Below are 21,797 nucleotides of genomic sequence, written 5' to 3'. Positions count from 1 at the left end.
CTGTCACGGCGAACACCTTTCATGAGTCATGTGATCTGGACAACTCAGTTAATCACGGTTATCTTGATTTCAGTTAGTTCATATTAACCAAGTGGCAAGGGTGGCGGTATGACAGTCCGAGAGACGAACCGGGCCGAACACACGCGGCTGGCGACACAACTGCGCGCCAAGTTGAGGGTTGCGGCGCTCGGCGGCAGCGAGAAATCTCGGGAGCGTCACGTGAGCCGGGGGAAACTGCTTCCGCGTGAGCGCGTCGATGCTCTCCTGGACCAGGGCAGTCCGTTCCTGGAAATCGCGCCCCTGGCAGCCAACGGCATGTACGACGACGAATGCCCCGGCGCCGGTGTCATTGCGGGAATCGGCCGGGTATCGGGGCGCGAATGCGTCATCGTCGCCAACGACGCCACCGTCAAGGGCGGCACCTACTACCCGATGACGGTCAAGAAGCACCTGCGCGCCCAGGAGATTGCACTGCAGAATCACCTGCCGTGTCTGTATCTGGTGGACTCGGGCGGCGCATTTCTCCCGCGGCAGGACGAGGTGTTCCCCGACCGCGAGCACTTCGGACGCATCTTCTACAACCAGGCAACCATGAGTGCCAAGGCGATCCCGCAGATCGCCGCGGTCCTGGGTTCGTGCACTGCCGGGGGTGCCTACGTGCCGGCCATGAGCGACGAAGCCGTCATCGTCCGCAACCAGGGCACCATCTTTCTCGGTGGTCCGCCTCTGGTGAAGGCTGCGACGGGAGAGGTCGTCACTGCAGAGGATCTCGGTGGTGGAGATCTGCACTCCAAGGTTTCGGGCGTCACCGACCACCTTGCGGAGGACGACCAGGACGCGTTGCGAATCGTCCGGAACATCGTCGCCACCTTCGGCCCCCGCATGCCGAGGCCGTGGGAGGTGAAGCCGGTCGAGGAGCCTGCAGCTGTGCAGGACGAACTGTACGACGTGGTGCCCACGGACCCACGCACCCCGTACGACGTGCACGAGGTGATCGCGAGGGTGGTCGACGACGTCGGCGGTGCCGACCATGGATCCAGTCGGTTCCAGGAGTTCAAGGCGGAGTACGGCAAGACCCTCGTCACCGGGTTCGCGCACGTTCACGGTCATCCGGTCGGAATCGTCGCCAACAACGGCGTGCTCTTCGCGGAATCTGCCATGAAGGGCGCGCATTTCATCGAACTGTGCGACAAGCGCAGCATCCCGTTGGTGTTCTTGCAGAACATCGCCGGCTTCATGGTCGGCCGTGACTATGAGGCAGGTGGCATCGCCAAGCACGGCGCGAAAATGGTCACGGCCGTGGCCTGTGCGCGGGTACCGAAACTCACCGTCGTGATCGGCGGCTCCTACGGAGCGGGCAATTATTCGATGTGCGGGCGCGCGTATTCGCCCCGGTTCCTGTGGATGTGGCCCAACGCCCGCATCTCGGTGATGGGTGGGGAACAGGCCGCTTCGGTGCTGGCGACCGTGCGCGGCGATCAGGCCGCTGACGGCGAATGGTCGGCCGAGGACGAGGAGAGGTTCAAGGCTCCGATCCGGCAGCAATACGAGGACCAGGGCAATCCCTACTACTCGACTGCCAGGCTGTGGGACGACGGAATCATCGACCCCGCAGACACCAGAACAGTTCTCGGACTGGCGCTCTCGGCGTGCGCGAACGCGCCGATCGAGCCGGTCTCCTACGGCGTTTTTCGGATGTGAGGGACATGACCGACATCGATACCGTCCTCGTCGCCAATCGTGGCGAGATTGCCGTGCGCGTGATCCGCACACTGCGTGAGATGGGGATCCGCTCCGTTGCGGTGTTCAGTGAGGCCGACCGCGGCGCGCGGCACGTACTCGAGGCCGACACTGCTGTGCTGCTCGGTCCGGCCGCAGCCCGGGAAAGCTACCTGGTGATCGACAAGGTGATCGCCGCAGCGCAGGCAACGGGCGCCCAGGCCATCCACCCCGGATACGGCTTCCTTTCGGAAAACGCGAAGTTCGCGGCCGCCTGTGCGGATGCGGGCCTTGCGTTCCTGGGGCCTTCGGCACGGGCGATCGAGGTGATGGGCGACAAGATCACCGCGAAGAACGCGGTCGCGAAATTCGACGTGCCGGTGGTGCCTGGGATCGCGCGGCCCGGATTGTCGGATGACGAATTGATCGGGGCCGCCGACGACATCGGCTACCCCGTTCTGGTTAAGCCTTCGGCGGGCGGTGGCGGCAAGGGGATGCGTCTCGTGGAAGAGCCGTCCGAACTGGCCGGCGCACTGAAGAGTGCGCGTCGCGAGGCCGCCTCCTCGTTCGGCGACGACACCCTCTTCCTCGAGCGGTTCGTGCTCCGACCGCGGCACATCGAGGTTCAGATCCTCGCCGACAACCACGGCAATGTGGTGCACCTCGGTGAGCGCGAGTGCAGTCTGCAGCGGCGTCATCAGAAGGTGATCGAGGAGGCCCCGTCACCGCTGTTGGACGAGGCAACACGCACCAGAATCGGTGAGGCCGCCTGCAACACCGCACACAGCGTCGACTATTCGGGTGCCGGCACGGTGGAGTTCATCGTCTCCGCGGACAAGCCCGACGAGTTCTTCTTCATGGAAATGAACACGCGCCTGCAGGTGGAACATCCCGTCACCGAACTCGTCACCGGGCTGGACCTCGTCGAGTGGCAGGTTCGGGTCGCGGCCGGTGAACCGCTCGGATTCGTCCAGGACGACATCACCCTCACCGGTCACGCCATCGAGGCTCGTGTGTACGCCGAGGACCCGAGCCGTGGATTCCTGCCCACCGGTGGCACCGTCGTAGACGTCGTGGAACCGACCGGACCCGGAGTGCGTGTCGATTCGGGTCTGCGCGCCGGTACGACCGTGGGCAGCGACTACGACCCCATGCTGGCCAAGGTGATTGCGCACGACTCGGATCGCGCGAGGGCACTGCGCAAACTCGATCGTGCTCTGGCCGGGACCGGAGTACTCGGCGTCGTCACCAACATCGAATTCGCCCGATTCCTCCTGTCTGATCCCGACGTTGCCGCAGGGCGACTCGACACCGGGCTGCTCGATCGGCGCCTCGACGACTTCGCCGCAGCGGATGCGCCGGACGATGTGGTGATCGCGGCAGCCGCCTACCGCTGGATCGGCCGGTGGCCGACCGACGCGAGTGTCGCGGACCCCTGGGATGTCCCGAGCGGCTGGCGTACCGGCGATCCCGCACCGACCAGTATTCGGTTGTCCTCATCGACCACGGAGCACGTTCGCATCACCGGCAATCCCACCAGTGCGAAGGCGTGGATCGAAGACGGCGAGCCGCGACGACTCGGAACCGTGCTCGAAGGCAACGAACTGACCGTCGAGATCGACGGTCGTCGTGCAACGTATCGGGTCGCGGTGTCGGACGGGCACCTGTGGCTGTCGGGAGCCGACGGCACCTGGATGCTCCGTGAGCTCGAGGAGGTCAGCGTTCGTGCCGGTGACACTCACGCAGGCGAGGCCGAGATCACCAGTCCCATGCCCGGTTCCGTCATTGCCGTGGGTGCCGAGTCCGGTGAAGAGGTCACGGTCGGTCAGGTCATTGCCGTCGTCGAGGCGATGAAGATGGAACATTCGCTGACTTCACCCGTCGACGGCACCGTCGACCTCCTTGTCGCCGCCGGCGAACAGGTGAGCGTCGACCAATTGCTTGCCCGAATCACACCCCCTGATACGAAAGAGGACGCTTCATGACCGACTACCTCGCCACCGGCCAACTTCCCGACGAGTATCAGCAACTGGCGAAGTCCGTCGCAGACTTCGCGACCAACGTCGTCGCCCCTGTTTCGGCGAAACACGATGCCGACCACACTTTCCCGTACGAGGTTGTGGCCGGGATGGCCGAGATGGGCCTGTTCGGTCTCCCGTTTCCGGAGGAGTACGGCGGCATGGGTGGCGACTATTTCGCCCTGTGCCTTGCGCTCGAGGAACTCGGTAAGGTCGACCAGTCGGTGGCCATCACCTTGGAGGCGGGTGTGTCGCTCGGAGCGATGCCGATCTACCGCTTCGGTACCGCGGCGCAGAAGCAGGAATGGCTGCCCAGGTTGACCTCCGGTAAGGCGCTCGGTGCGTTCGGCCTCACCGAGCCCGGAGCGGGGAGCGATGCGGGCGGCACCAAGACCACTGCGAAGCTCGACGGCGGGGAGTGGGTGATCAACGGCAACAAACAGTTCATCACCAACTCGGGAACCGACATCACAGCTCTTGTCACCGCAACTGCGGTCACCGCAGTGTCGGAGAATGGCAAGAAGGAGATCTCCACGATCATCGTTCCCGCAGACACCGCCGGGTTCACTGCCGAGCCGGCGTACAACAAGGTCGGCTGGAATGCGTCCGACACGCATCCGTTGAGCTTCGTCGACGTTCGTGTGCCGGAAGAGAATCTGCTCGGGCAGCGGGGTCGTGGCTACGCGAACTTCTTGCGCATCCTGGATGAGGGTCGCATCGCCATCGCGGCGTTGAGCGTCGGCGCGGCACAAGGATGTGTGGACGAATCGGTCAAATATGCGAAGGAACGCGAGGCATTCGGGCATCCGATCGGACAGAATCAGGCTGTGGCGTTCAAGATCGCACGTATGGAGGCGAGGGCTCACGGCGCCCGCGCCGCCTACTACGACGCCGCAGCCGCCATGCTTGCCGACAAGCCGTTCAAAAAGCAGGCAGCGATCGCCAAGCTGATCGCTTCCGAGGCTGCGATGGACAACGCACGCGATGCGACACAGATTCACGGTGGCTACGGCTTCATGAACGAGTACGCAGTGGCGCGGCACTACCGCGACAGCAAGATCCTCGAGATCGGGGAGGGCACCACAGAGGTGCAGTTGATGTTGGTCGCACGGGAGTTGGGGCTGTGAGTGACACCTATCGAGTGAGCGGCACCAAGCGCATCACACAGCGCGGTCTGTGGTTCGAGGAGTACGAACTCGGCGCGGTGTACGAGCATCGGCCTGGCCGGACCCTGACGGAGGCCGACAACGTTCTGTTCACCACCCAAACGATGAACACGCAAGCGCTCCACCTCGATGCGGCGTACGGGGCCACGACCGAATTCGGCGAACGTCTGATCAACTCGATGCTGACGCTGTCCACACTCGTCGGGCTGTCCGTCGCGCAGCTGACGCAGGGAACGATCGTGGCGAATCTCGGATTCTCGGAGATTTCGTTTCCGAAGCCGATGCGTCATGGTGACACCCTGTACGCGGAAACCGCGATCACGGGCAAGCGTGAGTCGAAATCGCGTCCGGGCCAGGGGATCGTCACCCTCGAACACACCGGCCGGAATCAGCACGGCGACGTCGTCGCGGTGGCTGTACGCAAGACACTCGTTATGAAGAATCCAGTACCGAAGAATCCAGCACCGAAGGGGGCGCAGTGAGTTGGATCAATCCTGGGCCGGCCTGGCTGTTCTGCCCGGCCGACCGGCCGGAGCGATTCGAGAAGGCCGCCGCCGTCGCCGACGTCGTGATCCTCGACCTCGAGGACGGCGTTGCGCCGGCCGACAAAGAAGCCGCGAGAAACGCCGTGATCGACACACCGTTGGACCCGGAACACACGGTGGTGCGCATCAACCCGGTGGGGACGGACGACTACGAGAAGGACCTGCTCGCGCTCGACGGAACCCGGTACACCCGTCTCATGTTGCCCAAATGCGAGTCTGCGGAGCAGGTGTTGTCGTTGGCGCCACACGAGGTGATCGCACTCGTGGAGTCGCCGTCGGGAGCGTTGGCGGTGGAGGACATTGCGCTGGCAGCCAGCACCATCGGGGTCATGTGGGGTGCTGAGGACCTGGTGGCCTCTCTGGGTGGCAACGCCAGCCGTCACCCGGACGGAACCTATCGAGACGTGGCACGCGACGTTCGGTCCCGGTCGTTGCTGGCATCGAAGGGGTACCACCGGCTGGCCCTCGACTCCGTGTATCTCGACATCAAGGATTTGGATGGACTGAAACATGAAGCGCTGGACAGCGTTGCCGTCGGCTTCGATGTGAAGGTGGCAATTCATCCTAGTCAGATCGCCGTGATCCGCGAAGCCTTCGCACCCACCGAGGACGAGGTCGACTGGGCGAAGCGCGTACTCGCCGCGGTCGAGGCCGAGCGTGGGGTGTTCGCGTTCGAAGGGAAGATGGTGGACGCACCGGTTCTGCGTCACGCAGAGAGGCTGTTGTACCGCGCAGCGAAGGCGGAGCGCTGTCCGAACAGCGCGGACAAGAAGGAAGAAGCGTCAGAATGAGCTCCGAGACCGCATCTCACCACTCCGCATCCCACCACCTCGAACCGCAGTGGGTGCCCGGTGAAGCCGAGGTGAATGATGCCGCGATCACCGATTTCGCGCGGTTCGTATCGCAGCGCCACGGCGTCACGTTCGACGGCTATCGGTCGCTGTGGGAATGGTCCGTCACCGATGTCGGCGATTTCTGGCAGTGCGTGTGGGATTACTTCGATGTGCGGTCGAGCACCGATACCGGCCCGGCGCTGGCCGACGCGACGATGCCGGGAGCGCGATGGTTCCCCGAGGCTCGGATCAACTACGTGGACTACGTGTTTCGTCATGTGCGTGGCGACGCTGCGGCGATCGTCTCCATCGGAGAGGACCGTGCCGACCAGACGATGAGCTGGCAGGAACTGCGTGAACGCGTCGCAGGTTTGGCGAAGACGCTCGGCGAGAAGGGTGTCGGTGTCGGCGACCGAGTCGTCGGGTACGTGCCGAACACCCCCGAGGCCGTGGTGGGGTTTCTGGCAACCGTCAGCCTCGGTGCTGTGTGGGCGGCCTGCGGTCAGGACTATTCGGCGCCGGCCGCACTCGACCGGCTCGGGCAGCTCGAACCCAAGGCGCTGATCACTTCGGACGGGTACCGGTTCGGTGGCAAGTACCACGACCGGTCGGAGGAGATCGCCGCGATCCGTGCGGGCTTGCCGTCGCTCGTGTTCACGGTTCTGGTTTCGGGCGACGGCTCCACGAACGAAGGGGACACGGGTGTGCTCTCGTGGGAGGAGGCGACCTCCCGCAGTGCCGAACTGACGACCATCGCGGTTCCGTTCGATCACCCCCTATGGGTGGTGTTCTCGTCGGGAACCACCGGCCTGCCCAAAGGCATCGTGCACGGCCACGGCGGCGTGCTGCTCGAGCATCTGAAGGCGCTGTCGTTGCAGACCGACGTCGGACGTGACGACACCCTTTTCTGGTACACCAGCCCCAGTTGGATGATGTGGAACTTCCAGACTTCCGGTCTGCTGGTCGGAGCGACGATCGTCTGTTACGACGGCAGCCCGTCGTATCCGGACAGGGACTCGTTGTGGGAAATGGCGGCCAGGTCCGGGGCGACAGTACTCGGAACGAGCCCGGGGTATGTGCTCGCGTGCGACAAGGCCGGCGCAGTTCCCGCCCGTGATCACGATCTGGACGCGTTGCGTGCAGTCGGCGTGACCGGGGCGACGCTGCCGGCAGCCTCTTCGCTGTGGCTGCGCGACAACGTGGGCCAGGACGTGCCCGTCACGTCGATCAGTGGCGGCACCGATGTGGTCTCGGCCTTCGTCGGTGGCGTTCGCACGGTTCCGGTGTGGCCCGGCGAGCTGTCCGCACCGTATCTCGGGGTGGCTCTCGATGCCTTCGACGAGAGCGGACGGCCCGTTCGTGGTGAGGTAGGGGAACTCGTGATCACGGCTCCGATGCCGTCGATGCCCGTGCGGTTCTGGAACGACGCGGACGGCTCGCGGTACGAATCGGCGTACTTCGACACGTATCCAGGAGTGTGGCGGCACGGCGACTGGATCACGATCACCGACCGCGGTTCGGTGCTGATGCACGGCAGGTCCGATTCCACGCTCAACCGGAACGGGATCAGGATGGGGAGCGCAGACATCTATCAGGCGGTCGAGAAGCTGCCCGAGATCGCCGAATCCCTCGTGCTCGGTGTCGAGCGCCGTGACGGCGGCTACTGGATGCCGTTGTACGTCGTCCTCACCGCGGGCAACGAGCTGGACGACGCCCTGCGTGCGCGCATTCGCGACATCATTCGTGAGCAGGCGTCGCCGCGGCACGTGCCCGACGACGTCGTAGTTGCGCCGGGAATCCCACACACGCGAACCGGGAAGAAGTTGGAGGTGCCGCTCAAGCGCATACTCCAGGGGGCCGATCCGTCGCGAGCCGTGGATCGGAGCGCCGTCGATTCGCCGGAGCTGATCGACTGGTACGTGGCTCAGCTTCCCGATCGTCAGAGGTGATCGGCTGGCGGGTAACTGGCCCCGCCATGTGATTCGCCACACAGCCCCTAGCTGGACAAACGTTCGATTGCTCAGGTGTTTGCCCTGTTGCGGAGCCTCGCGCCACGGAGCCCGCAGTTCTCGTTTGAGGCCCACCCCGCAGTTTGGTAAACAATAGGTGCACGCGCATCGGTACGCTCGGTGCGTATGCGGAAACAAGGGGGTGGGAAGTGGCTGTTCTGCTGGAGATCGGCGATTCCGTGACCGGCTTCGATCGGGGTGGTTCACCAGCATCAGAATCGAGTGTGGGGGTCCACGGGTCGCGTAACGCCACTGGGTGCGCCTTCGATAAGGAGAAAGTGCTCGTATTCGACGTTTCGTGGCACCGTTTCGGTGAAAGTTCGCGTTTGCGCTGGTCGAGTGCGTGTACACGTCCGCAACGAACAGGAGGTCCGCGACAGATGGCTACCAATGCGCTCCGGACCCCGTCGTGGGCCATAGAATCGGCCAGTGATCCTGTACGGATGGGATCAACGGGCGAGTCGGCCGGTGATGAAAGAGTCCGAACGGATGGGCGTTTGTTGCATCGATGAGAGAACGGAGCCACATATGAACCTTGTGAACGACACAGTTTCGGGTGTGGTGGGACTCGTCGACCAGCGCGAGAAGATGACGCACCTGGTATCGAAACGACCGATGTCGGACATGTCGAGCCCACGAAGCACTCGAGCGTATGACGCTTCCCGTCGAACACAGACCATGTACACAGGCCAGCAGACGGTGACGCGGTCGGCCGCACGTTCGAGAATGGAGTAACCCTTGGGGTCGGGACTTGTAGCAGATGACGCGGGGGTTCCGAATGGAACCTTCCCCTTGTCGGCTGCACAGCGCGGTATCTGGTTTGCGCAGCACGCCATGGGTGATGTTCCGCTGACGATCGCTCAATACATCGAACTTCGTGGCGACGTGGACCTCGACCTCCTCACCGAGGCGAGCAAGCGCACCGGCCGCGAATTCGGCTCCGGCTACCTCCGTCTGGTCGAGGTCGACGGAGTGCCCCACCAGTACGTGGACAAGGCTCTCGACGACGCCATCACCTACGTCGACCTGCGCCACGAATCCGATCCTGTCGCCACCGCACAGGGGTGGATGCGCAAGACCTACAGCGCGCCCATCGACCTGGTCGACGATCGTCTGGTTGTCGTATACCTACTCCACCTCGGCGAAGACCACTACTACTGGTTCTGCCGTATCCACCACATCGCGCTCGACGGGTTCGGGTCGATGGCGCTTGTGGCAAGGGTCGCCGAGATCTATTCCGCCCTCGTGGAGGGCAGTGAGCCTCCTGCGGGGCGTGCCGAAGACCTCGTCAAGATCGTCGAGGACGAGCAGCGTTACCGGTCGTCCGAGCGGTTCGCCAAAGATCGTGAGTATTGGGCGGAACGTACGGCGCACTTGCCGGATGCTCCCAGCCTCGCGGGTAGGGCGGCCCGAGTCGGTTCGTACGCCCGGGTGTCGTCGCAGGCCTTGCCCGAGCAGACTGCGGATCTGCTCGACGCAGCGGTCGCGGCCCGCAACTCGAGTTCGGCTCCGGTCACCGTCGCCGCTTTCGCGGCATACCTGTCCCGAATGACGGACACCACGGACGTGGTCTTGAGTCTTCCCGTGTCCGCCCGCACCACGGCGTCGCTTCGGCGCTCCGGCGGCATGGTCTCCAACATCGTGCCGTTGCGCCTGCACATCACCCCCGAGATGACGGTGTCCGACCTGGTCACCAGTGCTCAGATGGAACTGACAGGCGCGTTGCGCCGCCAGCGGTACCGGCACGAGGACATCCGGCGCGACGCCGGCGCGGCCCAGGGGCAGCGCGGACTGTTCGGGCCGTCGGTGAACATCATGATGTTCCACAACGAGATCAAACTGGGCTCTGTCGTCGGACACCAGAACGTTCTCACCACAGGTCCGGTCGAAGATCTCTCGCTCAACATCTACCAGGGTGTCGCCGGCAGCAAGATTCACATCGACTTCGAGGCCAACCCGAACCTCTATTCCGGGGACGAGTTGGATCGTCACCACACTCGCTTCTTCGAGTTCTTCTCCCGTTTCCTCTCGGCGGGCGACGACACCCCGGTGGCGGCGCTGCCCGGTATGGGTGAGCAGGAGCGTGAGCAGGTCGTTCAGGGGTGGAACGGCGCCGCCGTCGACGTTACGGTGGAGAATGTCGCGCGGTCCGAGGCAACTGTCGTGGACGCGTTCGAAGCTCAGGTCGCGCGGACTCCGGACGCCACCGCGCTGGTGTGTGGAGACGAACGAATCGACTACACCACGTTCGACTCACGGGTGAATGCGCTTGCCCGCACGCTCATCGGCATGGGAGTCGGCCCCGAGACCAAGGTTGCACTCTCGATCCGGCGGTCCGTCGACCTGATGGTAGCCATGTACGCCACGCTCAAGGCCGGTGGCGCGTACGTGCCCCTCGATCCGGATCATCCCGCCTCACGTACCGAGTACGTACTCGAGAGCGCGAACCCGCTGTGCGTGCTCACCGTTGCCCGTGACGGTTCGACCTTCCCCGCCGGGGCGCGTGTGGTCGAGTTGGATTCACTGGACCTCACCGGGGTGGAGTCCGGCCCGATCCACGACTCCGAACGTGTGGCGCCGCTGCGTCCGGAGAACCCCGCCTACGTCATCTACACCTCGGGTTCGACCGGGCGCCCGAAGGGTGTTGCAGTCAGCCATGAATCGGTACTGAACCAGGTTGCCTGGGTCGCGAGCGAGTACCGCTTGGACAGCGACGACGTCGTGCTGCAGAAGACACCGGTGACGTTCGACGTGTCGGTGTGGGAACTGTTCTCCGCCCTGGCGTCCGGATCGACCCTGGTGATCGCCGCTCCGGACGGGCACCGCGATCCCGAGTACCTCGCAAACATCATAGAACAAGAGCAGGTCACGGCTACGTCGTTCGTACCGTCGATGCTCAGCGTGTTCGTCGCCAGCGCTACGCGGCAGCAGCTCGCAAGCCTGCGTCTTGTGCTTGTGGCGGGAGAGGCGTTCCCCGCTGCGTTGGCGTCGTCGTTCCGTGAGGTGAGCGATGCCGCACTGCACAACCTGTACGGGCCCACCGAGTTCACCGTCCACGCCACAGCCGGCGAGGTGGATCGTACGGACGAAGGTGTTCCTTCCATCGGCTCGCCGGTGTGGAATGCGCAAGCCTACGTCCTGGACGGTCACCTGCAGCCGTCTCCGATCGGTGCCGCAGGTGAGCTCTATCTCGCGGGAACCCAGACCGCACGTGGTTACGAGGGGCGCACCGACCTCACCGCCGATCGATTCGTCGCGAATCCGTTCTCCGCGACGGGTGCGCGGATGTACCGCACCGGCGACCTCGTCAAATGGCGATCCGACGGCAGTATCGAGTACATCGGCCGCACCGACTTCCAGGTGAAGGTGCGGGGTCTGCGTATCGAACTCGGGGAGATCGAGGCAGCCCTGGTGGCCGACCCTGCTGTTCACCAGGCTGTTGCCGTGGTGCACGACAGCGCTCTGGGGCAGCGTCTCGTCGCCTATGTGGTGCCCGAGCACGGGCAGGACGTAGGCGTCTCGGAACTCTCGGCCGCCGTGGGCCGATCGGTTCCCGAGTACATGATCCCCGACGTCATCATGGTCATCGCCGAGATGCCGGTCGGCGCGAGCGGCAAACTGGACCGAAAGTCATTGCCCGCACCGGTGTTCGGGGAGAGCGACGAGGAGTTCATCGCGCCCCGAACGCCGATGGAGGAAACCCTCGCCGGCCTGTTCTGCGAGGTACTCGGCCTCGAAAAGATCAGCGTGGGGGCGTCGTTCTTCGCGATGGGCGGCGACAGCATCGTGTCGATCCAGCTGGTGTCGCGCGCGAAGGAAGCGGGTGTGCTGCTGACCGCCCGTGAGGTCTTCGAACGTAAGACCGTGGCATCGCTCGCGGAGATCGCCGTGTTCAGCGTCGACGCCGACCCGGTGCACGTCCTCGAAGAGCTGCCCGGTGCCGGAATCGGCACCATGCCGCTCACTCCCGTTGTGCACTGGATGACGCAGCAGGGTGACGACTTCCACAGATTCTCGCAGTCGATGCTGCTGTCTCTGCCCGAGGGAGTCGATCACGACGGTCTTCTGCGCACTCTGACCGCCGTGGTCGATCGCCACGACGCGCTGCGGCTGTCGCTCCGCCGTGACGATGCGGGGGAGTGGACTCTCGAGGCCGGTGCGGTCGGCACCGTGGACATTGCGGGGCTCGTCGAGCACGTCGAATTCGAGCCCACCTCTTTCGACGCCGAACTGAATGCCGCGCACGAGCGTGCGGTGGACAGTCTGGACCCGGCCGCGGGAACAGTCGTCCGGTTCGTCTGGTTCACCAACACCGATGCCGCCGCCGACACCCCGGCGCGGCTTCTGGTCGTCGTCCACCACCTCGCCGTGGACGGCGTGTCGTGGCGCATTCTCGTTCCCGACTTCAGTGCCGCGTGGATGCAGGTTGCTGCCGGGCGCAACCCCGCTCTCGAGCAGACCGGCACGTCGTTGCGGCGCTGGTCGCACGGGCTCCTCGACGCAGCAAAGCAGAATGCGCGCCGCAGCGAACTCGACTTCTGGCGCGACACCTCGGCCGGCTCCGATCCGGTGATCGGTCGTCGCCGCCTCGACGAACGCGACGTGGTCGGTGCCAACGCGCAAGCGCGGGTGGAGCTGTCCGCAGACGTTACGGAGGCGCTTCTCACTGCCGTGCCGGGCGCATTTCACGGTGGCGTGAACGACGGTCTTCTCGCCGCGTTGGCTCTCGCACTTGCCGAGTGGCGGTCGGCCGCCGGCACACCGCACGACTGCACGCTCGTGCACCTCGAGGGTCACGGACGTGAGGAATCCGTGCTGCCCGGTGCCGACCTGTCTCGAACGGTCGGCTGGTTCACCAGCATGTACCCGGTCCGTATCCACACCGACGGTGTCGATCTCACGGATGCGTTGGCGGGAGGCGCCGCCGCAGGAACCCTGGTCAAGTCCGTCAAGGAACAGATCGCGGCGATACCGAACCGCGGCATCGGATTCGGTTCGCTTCGATACCTGAATTCGGAGACGGAGGACATCCTTGCCGCTCTGCCCACTCCCCAGGTCAGTTTCAACTACCTCGGGCGTGTGTCCACCGGCGACATTCCGGAGGAGTTGCGTGGCGTCGCCTGGTTGCCAGACATGGACACGATGGAACTCTCCGGCACGCGCAACGATTCGATGCCTATGCGGTTCGCGCTCGACATCAACGCGATGGTCGGCGAAGTCGACGGACAGCAGCGCCTGACGGCCACCGTCGACTATCCAGCGGGCGCTCTCGCCGTGTCCGATGTCGACGAGTTCGTCGCACTGTGGACGCGAGCGCTCGAGGCTGTTGCCGCACACGCGAGCCGGCCGGGTGCGGGTGGCCGTACACCTTCGGATTTCGATCTCGTCTCGCCCAGCCAACGGCAGATCGACGAAATCGAGTCGGCGTACCCAGGATTGGCCGATGCGTACTCATTGGCACCACTCCAGTTCGGCCTGTTGTTCCACGCTTCACTGGCCGGCGCCACCACCGACGTCTACACCACCCAGCTGGTCATGGATCTCGGTGGCTCGATCGACCCTGCCCGGTTGCACCGTGCGGCAGAGGGGCTCGTTGCCCGGCACCCGAACCTGCGCACCGCGTTCCTACTCGACGAGTCGGGTTCGGGGATGCAGATCGTCGTCGACGAGGCGTCCGTGCCTTGGTCCGAAGTGGACCTGCGGTCCCTTTCGGAGACCGAGCGTGACGCGGAGGTCGATCGCCTCGTCGTGAACAACCGCACCGATCGTTTCGACATGACGGCACCACCGTTGCTGCGATTCCTGTTGGTGCGGTTGGGCGAAGACCGGTATCGGCTGGCGATCACCAACCACCACATTCTGCTGGACGGGTGGTCGCTGCCGATCCTCATCCAGGACTTGCTGACGCTGTACGCCACGGCTGGAGATACTCGCGCCCTGCCGCAGCCGCGTCCGTACCGCAGCTACCTCGAGTGGCTCACCACTCTGGACGTGCAGACCTCGGTCGACGCGTGGACCGAGGCGCTCGAGGGTGTGGAAGGCCCGACGCTGCTCGCGGACAGCGTGGAGACACAGGCTGCTCGTGATCCGGAGTCCCACGACAACGAGCCGGGCGACATCACCGTCGATCTCTCCGACGAGCTGCTCGACGCGATGAACGACTGCTCCCGCGAGCTCGGCATCACGGTCAACACGATCGTGCAGGCCGCGTGGGGCATCGTGCTCGGCCGCCTCACCGGTCGTGACGACGTCGTGTTCGGCACCACGGTGTCCGGCAGGCCACCTCAGGTATCCGGTATCGAGGCGATGCTGGGCCTGTTCATCAACACACTTCCTGTCAGGGTGCGTGTCGAGACCACCGACACGATTGCCGTTCTGCTCGAACGCATTCAGACCGAGCAGACCGGACTCCTCGACCACCACTACGTAGGACTGACCGATATCCAGCAGGGGATCGGGCAGGGCACGTTGTTCGACACCCTGATGGTGTACGAGTCCTACCCGCTCGACCGTGAAGCCCTGACGAAGGGCGGTGACATCGAGGGCCTCCGGGTGCTCGACGTCACCTCCAACGACGCCACGCACTACCCGCTGGCAATCGTCGCGATGACCGACCCGCGTCTGCATCTCACGGCGAAGTTCCGCAAGGATCTGTTCACGGACGCCGAGGTGGGGGCCATCATGGCCCGCATCGTGCGTGTGCTCGAGGCGTTCGTCGCGAACCCGCAGGCCCCGGTTGCCGGGATCGACATTCTCGAAGCGACGGAGCGGGACGCGATGACGTCGGTCGTCGGCGTGGAGGATGCGCCCACCGCACTGTTGCCGGAGATTCTTGCCCAGTCCGTGGCGGTCGATCCCGAGCACACGGCGCTCGTCACGAACGGTGTGGAACTGACGTATCGCGAACTCGACGAGCGTTCGAACCAGCTCGCACGCGTTCTGATCGAACGTGGTGTGGGCCCCGAAGTGTTCGTGGCACTGGGTATGAAGCGCTCCCTGTATTCGATCGTCGCGATGTGGGCGATCGCGAAGACGGGCGGCGCGTTCGTGCCCGTCGATCCGCGCTACCCCGCGGACCGCATTGCGCACATGGTCGGCGATTCCCACGCGGTGCTCGGACTGACCGTCGCCGACACGGCGAACGAGCTTCCCGGCGATATCGAGTGGCTCGCCGTCGACGGCGACGAGACCGCCGCGCAGATCGAGGTTCGGTCGACCGCGCCGATCGCCGCGGGAGAGCGCATCGCGGAGCCTTCCATCGACAACACGGCGTACGTCATCTATACGTCCGGCACCACCGGTCTGCCCAAGGGCGTCGTGGTGACCCACACGGGTCTTGCCAACTTCTCCGAAGAACAGCGCACTCATTACGATGTGGAACCCGCGTCGCGAACCTTGCATTTCGCGTCGCCGAGTTTCGACGCGTCGATTCTGGAATATCTGCTGGCGTTCGGTTGTGGCGCAACCATGGTGGTCGCCCCGGCCGACCTGTACGGCGGCGACGAGCTGAGGACGTTCCTGCGGGAGCAGTCTGTCTCGCACGCGTTCGTCACCCCGGCCGCATTGGCGTCGGTGGACCCGGAGGGTCTCGACGAACTCGAGTGCGTCGTTGTCGGCGGTGAGGCGTGCCCACCTGAACTGGTGGAACGTTGGGCGCCGGGCCGTCGCATGTTCAACGGTTACGGCCCCACCGAAGCCACCGTCATGAGCAATGTGAGCAACCCGATGCAGGCGGGCGCTCGAATCGAGATTGGTGGCCCCGTTCGCGGTGTCAGCGTCTACGTGCTCGACGACATGCTCCGTCCTGTCCCGGAAGGCGTGTCGGGCGAGCTGTACATCGCAGGCCCCGGACTCGCCCGCGGATACCACGAGCGGTTGGGTCTCACGTCCGAGCGGTTCGTGGCGAACCCCTTCGCTGACGACGGTAGCCGCATGTACCGCACGGGTGACGTCGTCCGATTCGTGGTCGACCACCACCACACCGCCGGATTCGGTGTTGAATATGTGGGGCGCAGTGACTTCCAGGTGAAGGTGCGTGGTTTCCGTATCGAACTGGGCGAGATCGACGCGGCACTGGTTCGCCACCCGAATCTCGAGTTCGCGGTGACCGTCGGTGCCACGATGCCGTCGGGAGCCACCGCGTTGGTGTCCTATGTGCTCCCGAGTGCCGACACCGACGTGGATGTGGCCGAGCTGCCGGATTTCCTGGGGACGACGCTGCCCTCGCACATGATTCCGAGTGCGATTCTCCTTCTGGACGAGATTCCGCTCACCCGTGTCGGCAAGCTCGATCGCGCGGCGTTGCCGGAACCCGATTTCACCGCGATGCAGGGGCCGATCACGGCACCGCGCACTCGCGACGAAGAACTCGTCGCCGGGGTGTTCGCGGAAGTACTCGGCCTCGAGTCGGTCAGTGTCACGGAATCGTTCTTCGAACTCGGCGGTGACTCGCTGCTCGCAACCAAGGTGATCGCTCGCCTCAACGCTGCGGGCGGCATGCGTTTGGGGGTGCGTGAACTCTTCGAATCGCCCACCGTCCAAGGGTTGGCGCTCGAAGTCGCAGCACGTACCGGCACCGACTCGACCCGTCCGGCTCTCGTGGCGGGTCCGCGTCCCGCGCGGGTGCCGTTGTCGATGGCGCAGCAGAGCATGTGGCTGATGAACCGATTCGACACGGCATCGGCCGCCTACAACATTCCCTTGGCAGTTCGTCTCTCCGGCGAGCTGGACATCGATGCCATGTCGAATGCGGTGTCGGACGTTCTGCGTCGGCACGAGTCGTTGCGCACCGCCTTCCCGGACTCGGAGGACGGCCCGTATCAGGACGTTCTCGAGGCCGATCTGGTGGCGTTCGATCTCAGTCCGGTACGTGTGTCGGAGGATGAACTGCGCGCCCGGCTCGTCGAGTTCGCCACCGAGGGTTTCGATGTCACGGCGGCCCCGCCGCTGCGAATCCGGCTCTTCGCCACCAGCGAGACCGAGTACCTGCTCGTGCTCGTCGTCCATCACATCATCGCCGACGGCGCCTCCCTGGCGCCGCTGGCGCGTGACGTCATGGTGGCGTACAGCGCTCGCAGCGCGGGTACGGCGCCGGCTTGGTCGCCGTTGCCGGTGCAGTACCCGGATTTCGCGCTGTGGCAGCGGGAGGTGCTCGGTGATCCCGTCGATGCAGAATCGCTTTCTGCTCAGCAGGTTTCGTACTGGATGGACAAGCTTGCCGGCCTTCCCGAGCTGCTGGAGTTGCCGACCGACCGGCCGCGCCCTGCTCGTCGATCGATGCGGGGAGACTTCGTCGACTTCGCGATCGACCCGGCTCTCTACGGCCGTCTCGACGAGGTTGCCAAGAAGCACGGCGCGTCGATGTTCATGGTCGCGCACGCCGCGCTCGCCGTGCTGCTGTCGCGCCTGAGTAACTCCGGCGACATCGCGATCGGAACGCCGCTCGCCGCGCGTGGCGATCAGGCGCTGGACGAGTTGGTCGGCATGTTCGTGAACACCCTGGTGCTGCGCACCGAGGTGGATCCCGGCGAGAGATTCGCCGACTTGCTCGGCCGCGTCCGCGAGAGCGATCTTTCGGCATTCGAGAACTCGGACATACCGTTCGAGCGCCTGGTCGAGGCCCGTAATACCCGCAGGTCGTCTGCGTATTCGCCGCTGTTCCAGGTCATGCTGTCGTTTCAGAACAACCGCATCGGTGCACTCGAGCTTCCGGGGTTGACGGTGCAGGTTCTCGAGGACATGGACGAGGGAGCCAAGTACGACCTGACGCTCACCCTGACCGAACAGTTCGACGACTCCGGCCACCCGAACGTGGTGTCGGGCCGAATCACCTATGCGGCCGATCTGTTCGACTCTTCGTCCGTTACCCGGATCGCTGAACGCTTCACCCGAGTCCTCGAGACCGTCGCCGCCGACCCGCAGGTCGCGGCCGGGGATATCGATATTCTCACCGATAGCGAAAGAACGAAGTTGCGTACACCTGAAGTCCGTCGTTCGATGACCGTCCGCGAGTTGCCTGCGCTGCTCGCTGCCGCCGTCCAGGTCGCACCGGAGGCGGTTGCGGTGTCGCACGATGGAATGGCGGTGACCTACCGCGAGTTCGACGAGCGCCTGCGTCTGATGTCGGCACCGATGGCCGAACGCGGAATGAGCCAGGACGCAATCGTTTCCGTGGTGCTGTCCGGCTTGGTGCCCACGATCATGATGGCGCCGCCGTCAGCTGACGGTCAGGACGGATTCGGGGTCATTCTCGACAGGGTCATCGAAGACGCTCACGCTCTCGTGGGCGACATCGACCTGGCGGCATTCGAGCCGGAGGCCCCGGTTGCCGAATCTGCGAACGAGCAGGACGCATCCGCACGACCCCTCGCTCGCGCCGTCACCCTGTGGCAGGAAACGGTCGAAAAGAATCCGAATGCCGCGGTCGTGATCAATGAGGGCGTGACGACCACTCGCCGCGAGCTGAATCGGCGTGCCAACCAGTTGGCCCGAGCGCTCAAGGCTCGAGGAGTCGGGCCGGACGACGTCGTGGCGCTCGTCGTGCCACGTTCCCTCGAGTGGGTCGTGGGCATGCTCGCCACGTGGAAGATCGGCGCGGCGTACAGCCCGTTCGATCAGGCCTGGGCGCTGGACCGAATCACCGGGCTGGTGGACGCGAGCGGGGCTCGCGCCGTGGTGAGTACCAGTGCATGGGGCGATGTCGCCGATGCGCCGTTCGACGTCCTCGTTCTCGACGAACCGAAGACGATCGAGTACCTGGAGTCGTTGGATGCGAACGATTTTGCCGACGATCCGTGGGATGCCCCGGGTGCCGGCGAGCGGTTGGCCTACGTCATCTCCACGTCGGGATCGACCGGCCGGCCGAAGCCGACGATGGTGCCGATGCGGGGCGTGTCCAACACCTTCCAGTGGTACCGCAGCGAACTCGACTTCGCCGAGGGGACAGGTGTCCTCGTTGCCAGCTCTCCGCTGTTCGACCTGACTCAGAAGAACATCTGGGGGTCGATCGCGTACGGCGGAGTGCTGCACCTGGCAACGCCCGGTTTCGATCCGATGCCTATTCTCGAGAAGATCGATACGGGTGACGTTGCCGTCGCGAACATGGCTCCGAGCGCCTTCGAGGTCTTGGCCGACCTCGACGACAAGGGGGTGCTCACCAACCTCGATGTCGTGATCCTCGGTGGTGAGCAGATCCGCCCGGCAGCGTGCGCGCCGCTGATCGGTTCCGAGACCCGCATGCTCAATACGTACGGCCCGACCGAGACGTCGGACACCACATCCTTCCACGAGGTCGATCTGTCGTCCGCCGACGCCGAGCAGGGCCCGATCCCGATCGGCGCAGCTTTCGGTGGCGTCGAGTACGAGGTACTGGACGCTCGTTTGCGTCGGGTGCCGCAGGGCGTCACGGGCGAGTTGTACATCGGCGGAATCGTCGTCGGCCGCGGATACGGCGGTATGACCGGGACGACGGCTTCGCGCTTCGTTGCCAGCCCGTTCGCAGAAGGTGCACGTATCTACCGGACCGGTGACCTCGTCCGGGAACGGGCAGATGGCGAACTGGTCTTTCTGGGTCGCAGCGACTTCCAGGTGAAGATCCGTGGTCTGCGGGTCGAGCTCGGTGAGATCGAGTCCGCGCTGACCGCCGATGCTCGCGTTCTGCAGTCCATCGTCGTCGTGCACGGGGAGAACGAGAAGGCGCGCCTGGCCGCGTACGCGACGGCCGCATCCGACGCCGATCTCGACACGGATGTTCTGCTGTCGAACCTGCGCTCGACGCTCCCGTCGCACATGGTCCCGGACGTGGTGACCGTGCTGGACGAGATGCCGCTGAACGCCAGCGGAAAGATCGACCGCAAGTCGCTGCCCACACCCGTGTTCCCCGAAGACAACGTGGAGTTCGTCGGACCGCGCACACCCCTCGAGGAGATCGTTGCCGGAATCTTCGGCGACGTGATCGGCTCCGAACGGGTCAGTGTCCACTCCTCGTTCTTCGACCTGGGCGGCAACTCGCTCAGTGCCACCCGAGTGGCAGCACGGGTGTCCGCAGCCACCGGTGCGGTGGTCGGCATGCGTGATCTGTTCGAGGCGCCGACGGTGGCCGAACTCGTGACGTTCGTGGAGCGCCTCGGGGGAGAAGGCACGCCACGTCCGCCGCTGGTCCCGCGCACCAGGCCGGCCGAACCCCCGCTGTCGCTCGCCCAGCAGCGAATGTGGTTCCTGAACAGATTCGACCCCACGTCGCCGGCGTACAACATTCCGCTGACGGTGCGGTTGTCCGGCGACCTGGACGTCGATGCACTGGCGGGTGCCCTGTCGGACGTGATCGAGCGCCACGAGGCACTTCGCACCGTGTACCCGGAGGGTAAGGATGGTGCGTACCAGCTGATCCTGCCCGCCTCCTCAGCCGCGATCGACGTCGAGGCAACCGACGTATCCGAAGCGTCCCTGAGACAGGAACTGTTCGCGTTCGCGTCGAACGGTTTCGACGTCACCGACACGATTGCCGTGCGGACGAAGCTCTTCCGGATCAGCCCGACCGAGCATGTCCTCGTGATGGTCATGCACCACATCGCATCCGATGGCGGCTCCACGCTTCCGCTCGCACGCGATGTGATGATGGCGTACACGGCTCGGGTCGAGAAGACGACGCCGCAATGGCCGCAGCTGCCGGTCCAGTACGCGGACTACGCACTCTGGCAGCGCGAGGTCCTCGGCAGCCCCGAGGATGCGGATTCGCTGGCGGCTCGGCAGGTCGGATACTGGAAGGAGACGCTGGCGGGTCTGCCGGACGTCCTGTCGCTTCCCGTCGACCGTCCGCGCCCCACTGTGCGGTCCATGGCCGGTGGATCGGTGACCTTCACGATCGGCGAGTCGTTGCACCGGCAACTCGGTGCACTGGCACGTGATCGCGGTGTGTCGGTGTTCATGGTCCTGCACGGCGCCCTCGCAGTGCTCTTGGCGCGCGTGAGTTCCACAGACGACATCGCGATCGGTACTGCGGTGGCCGGGCGTGGGGACGAGGCCGTCGAGGATCTCGTCGGCATGTTCGTCAACACTCTCGTATTGCGGACGATCGTCGAGTCGTCCACGTCGTTCGGTGACCTGCTCGAGCAGGTTCGCGAAACCGATCTGCAGGCGTTCAGCAACCTCGACATCCCGTTCGAGCAGCTGGTCGAAGAGATCGACCCTGCGCGTTCCACCTCGCACTCACCCCTGTTCCAGGTTGTTCTGTCGCACCAGGTGAACGCTGTCCCGACCCTGGAGTTCTCGGGCCTGGAAGCCACACCCGGCGCAGTGGACGTGGAGCTGAGCAAGTTCGATCTCACCGTGGATCTGAGCGAGACCTGGTCCGACTCGGGCGAGCCGACCGGCGTCGACGGCGTACTCGGTTTCGCCACCGACATCTTCGACGAGAAGACCGTGCAGGGATTCGCCGACCGGTTCGTCCGCATCCTCGAGAGCGTGGCCGAGTCCACCGGTATCGCCGTGGGCGACATCCCGATCCTCG

7 protein-coding genes (1 of these 7 only partly in view) are annotated in these 21,797 nt (G+C 64.9%); all 7 read left to right on the top strand.

The features are described 5' to 3' along the window. Positions 1 to 108: 108 nt before the first annotated feature. On the top strand, positions 109 to 1,701 hold the full coding sequence (locus tag ACZI8Q_RS09170; protein WP_463373212.1) for a carboxyl transferase domain-containing protein: 1,593 nt from the start codon (positions 109 to 111) through the stop codon (positions 1,699 to 1,701). Positions 1,702 to 1,706: 5 nt separating this feature from the next. After that, entirely contained in the window at positions 1,707 to 3,704 is a 1,998-nt protein-coding gene (locus tag ACZI8Q_RS09165; protein WP_463373211.1) for an acetyl/propionyl/methylcrotonyl-CoA carboxylase subunit alpha, read from the top strand. Further along, the gene (locus ACZI8Q_RS09160; RefSeq protein WP_463373210.1) at positions 3,701 to 4,864 is read left to right on the top strand and encodes an acyl-CoA dehydrogenase family protein; all 1,164 of its coding nucleotides are present in this window, start codon (positions 3,701 to 3,703) and stop codon (positions 4,862 to 4,864) included. The genes ACZI8Q_RS09165 and ACZI8Q_RS09160 overlap by 4 nt, the downstream gene beginning before the upstream one ends. Continuing rightward, the gene (locus ACZI8Q_RS09155) at positions 4,861 to 5,385 is read left to right on the top strand and encodes a MaoC family dehydratase (protein ID WP_463373209.1); all 525 of its coding nucleotides are present in this window, start codon (positions 4,861 to 4,863) and stop codon (positions 5,383 to 5,385) included. Before ACZI8Q_RS09160 ends, ACZI8Q_RS09155 begins: the two co-directional genes overlap by 4 nt. Further along, complete coding sequence (locus ACZI8Q_RS09150; protein WP_463373208.1) at positions 5,382 to 6,239, top strand: HpcH/HpaI aldolase/citrate lyase family protein; 858 nt, start codon at positions 5,382 to 5,384, stop codon at positions 6,237 to 6,239. Before ACZI8Q_RS09155 ends, ACZI8Q_RS09150 begins: the two co-directional genes overlap by 4 nt. Further along, complete coding sequence (locus tag ACZI8Q_RS09145) at positions 6,236 to 8,230, top strand: acetoacetate--CoA ligase (protein WP_463373207.1); 1,995 nt, start codon at positions 6,236 to 6,238, stop codon at positions 8,228 to 8,230. The genes ACZI8Q_RS09150 and ACZI8Q_RS09145 overlap by 4 nt, the downstream gene beginning before the upstream one ends. 852 nt (positions 8,231 to 9,082) lie before the next feature. After that, positions 9,083 to 21,797, top strand: partial view of a non-ribosomal peptide synthase/polyketide synthase gene (locus ACZI8Q_RS09140; RefSeq protein WP_463373206.1) — the beginning only. Its footprint extends 21,005 nt past the window's final position; only the first 12,715 of its 33,720 coding nucleotides appear in the window; the start codon lies at positions 9,083 to 9,085; its stop codon lies off the right edge, out of view.

The sequence above is a fragment of the Rhodococcus quanlei genome, assembly GCF_055231015.1.
This window is presented reverse-complemented; position numbering and strand designations above follow the sequence as displayed.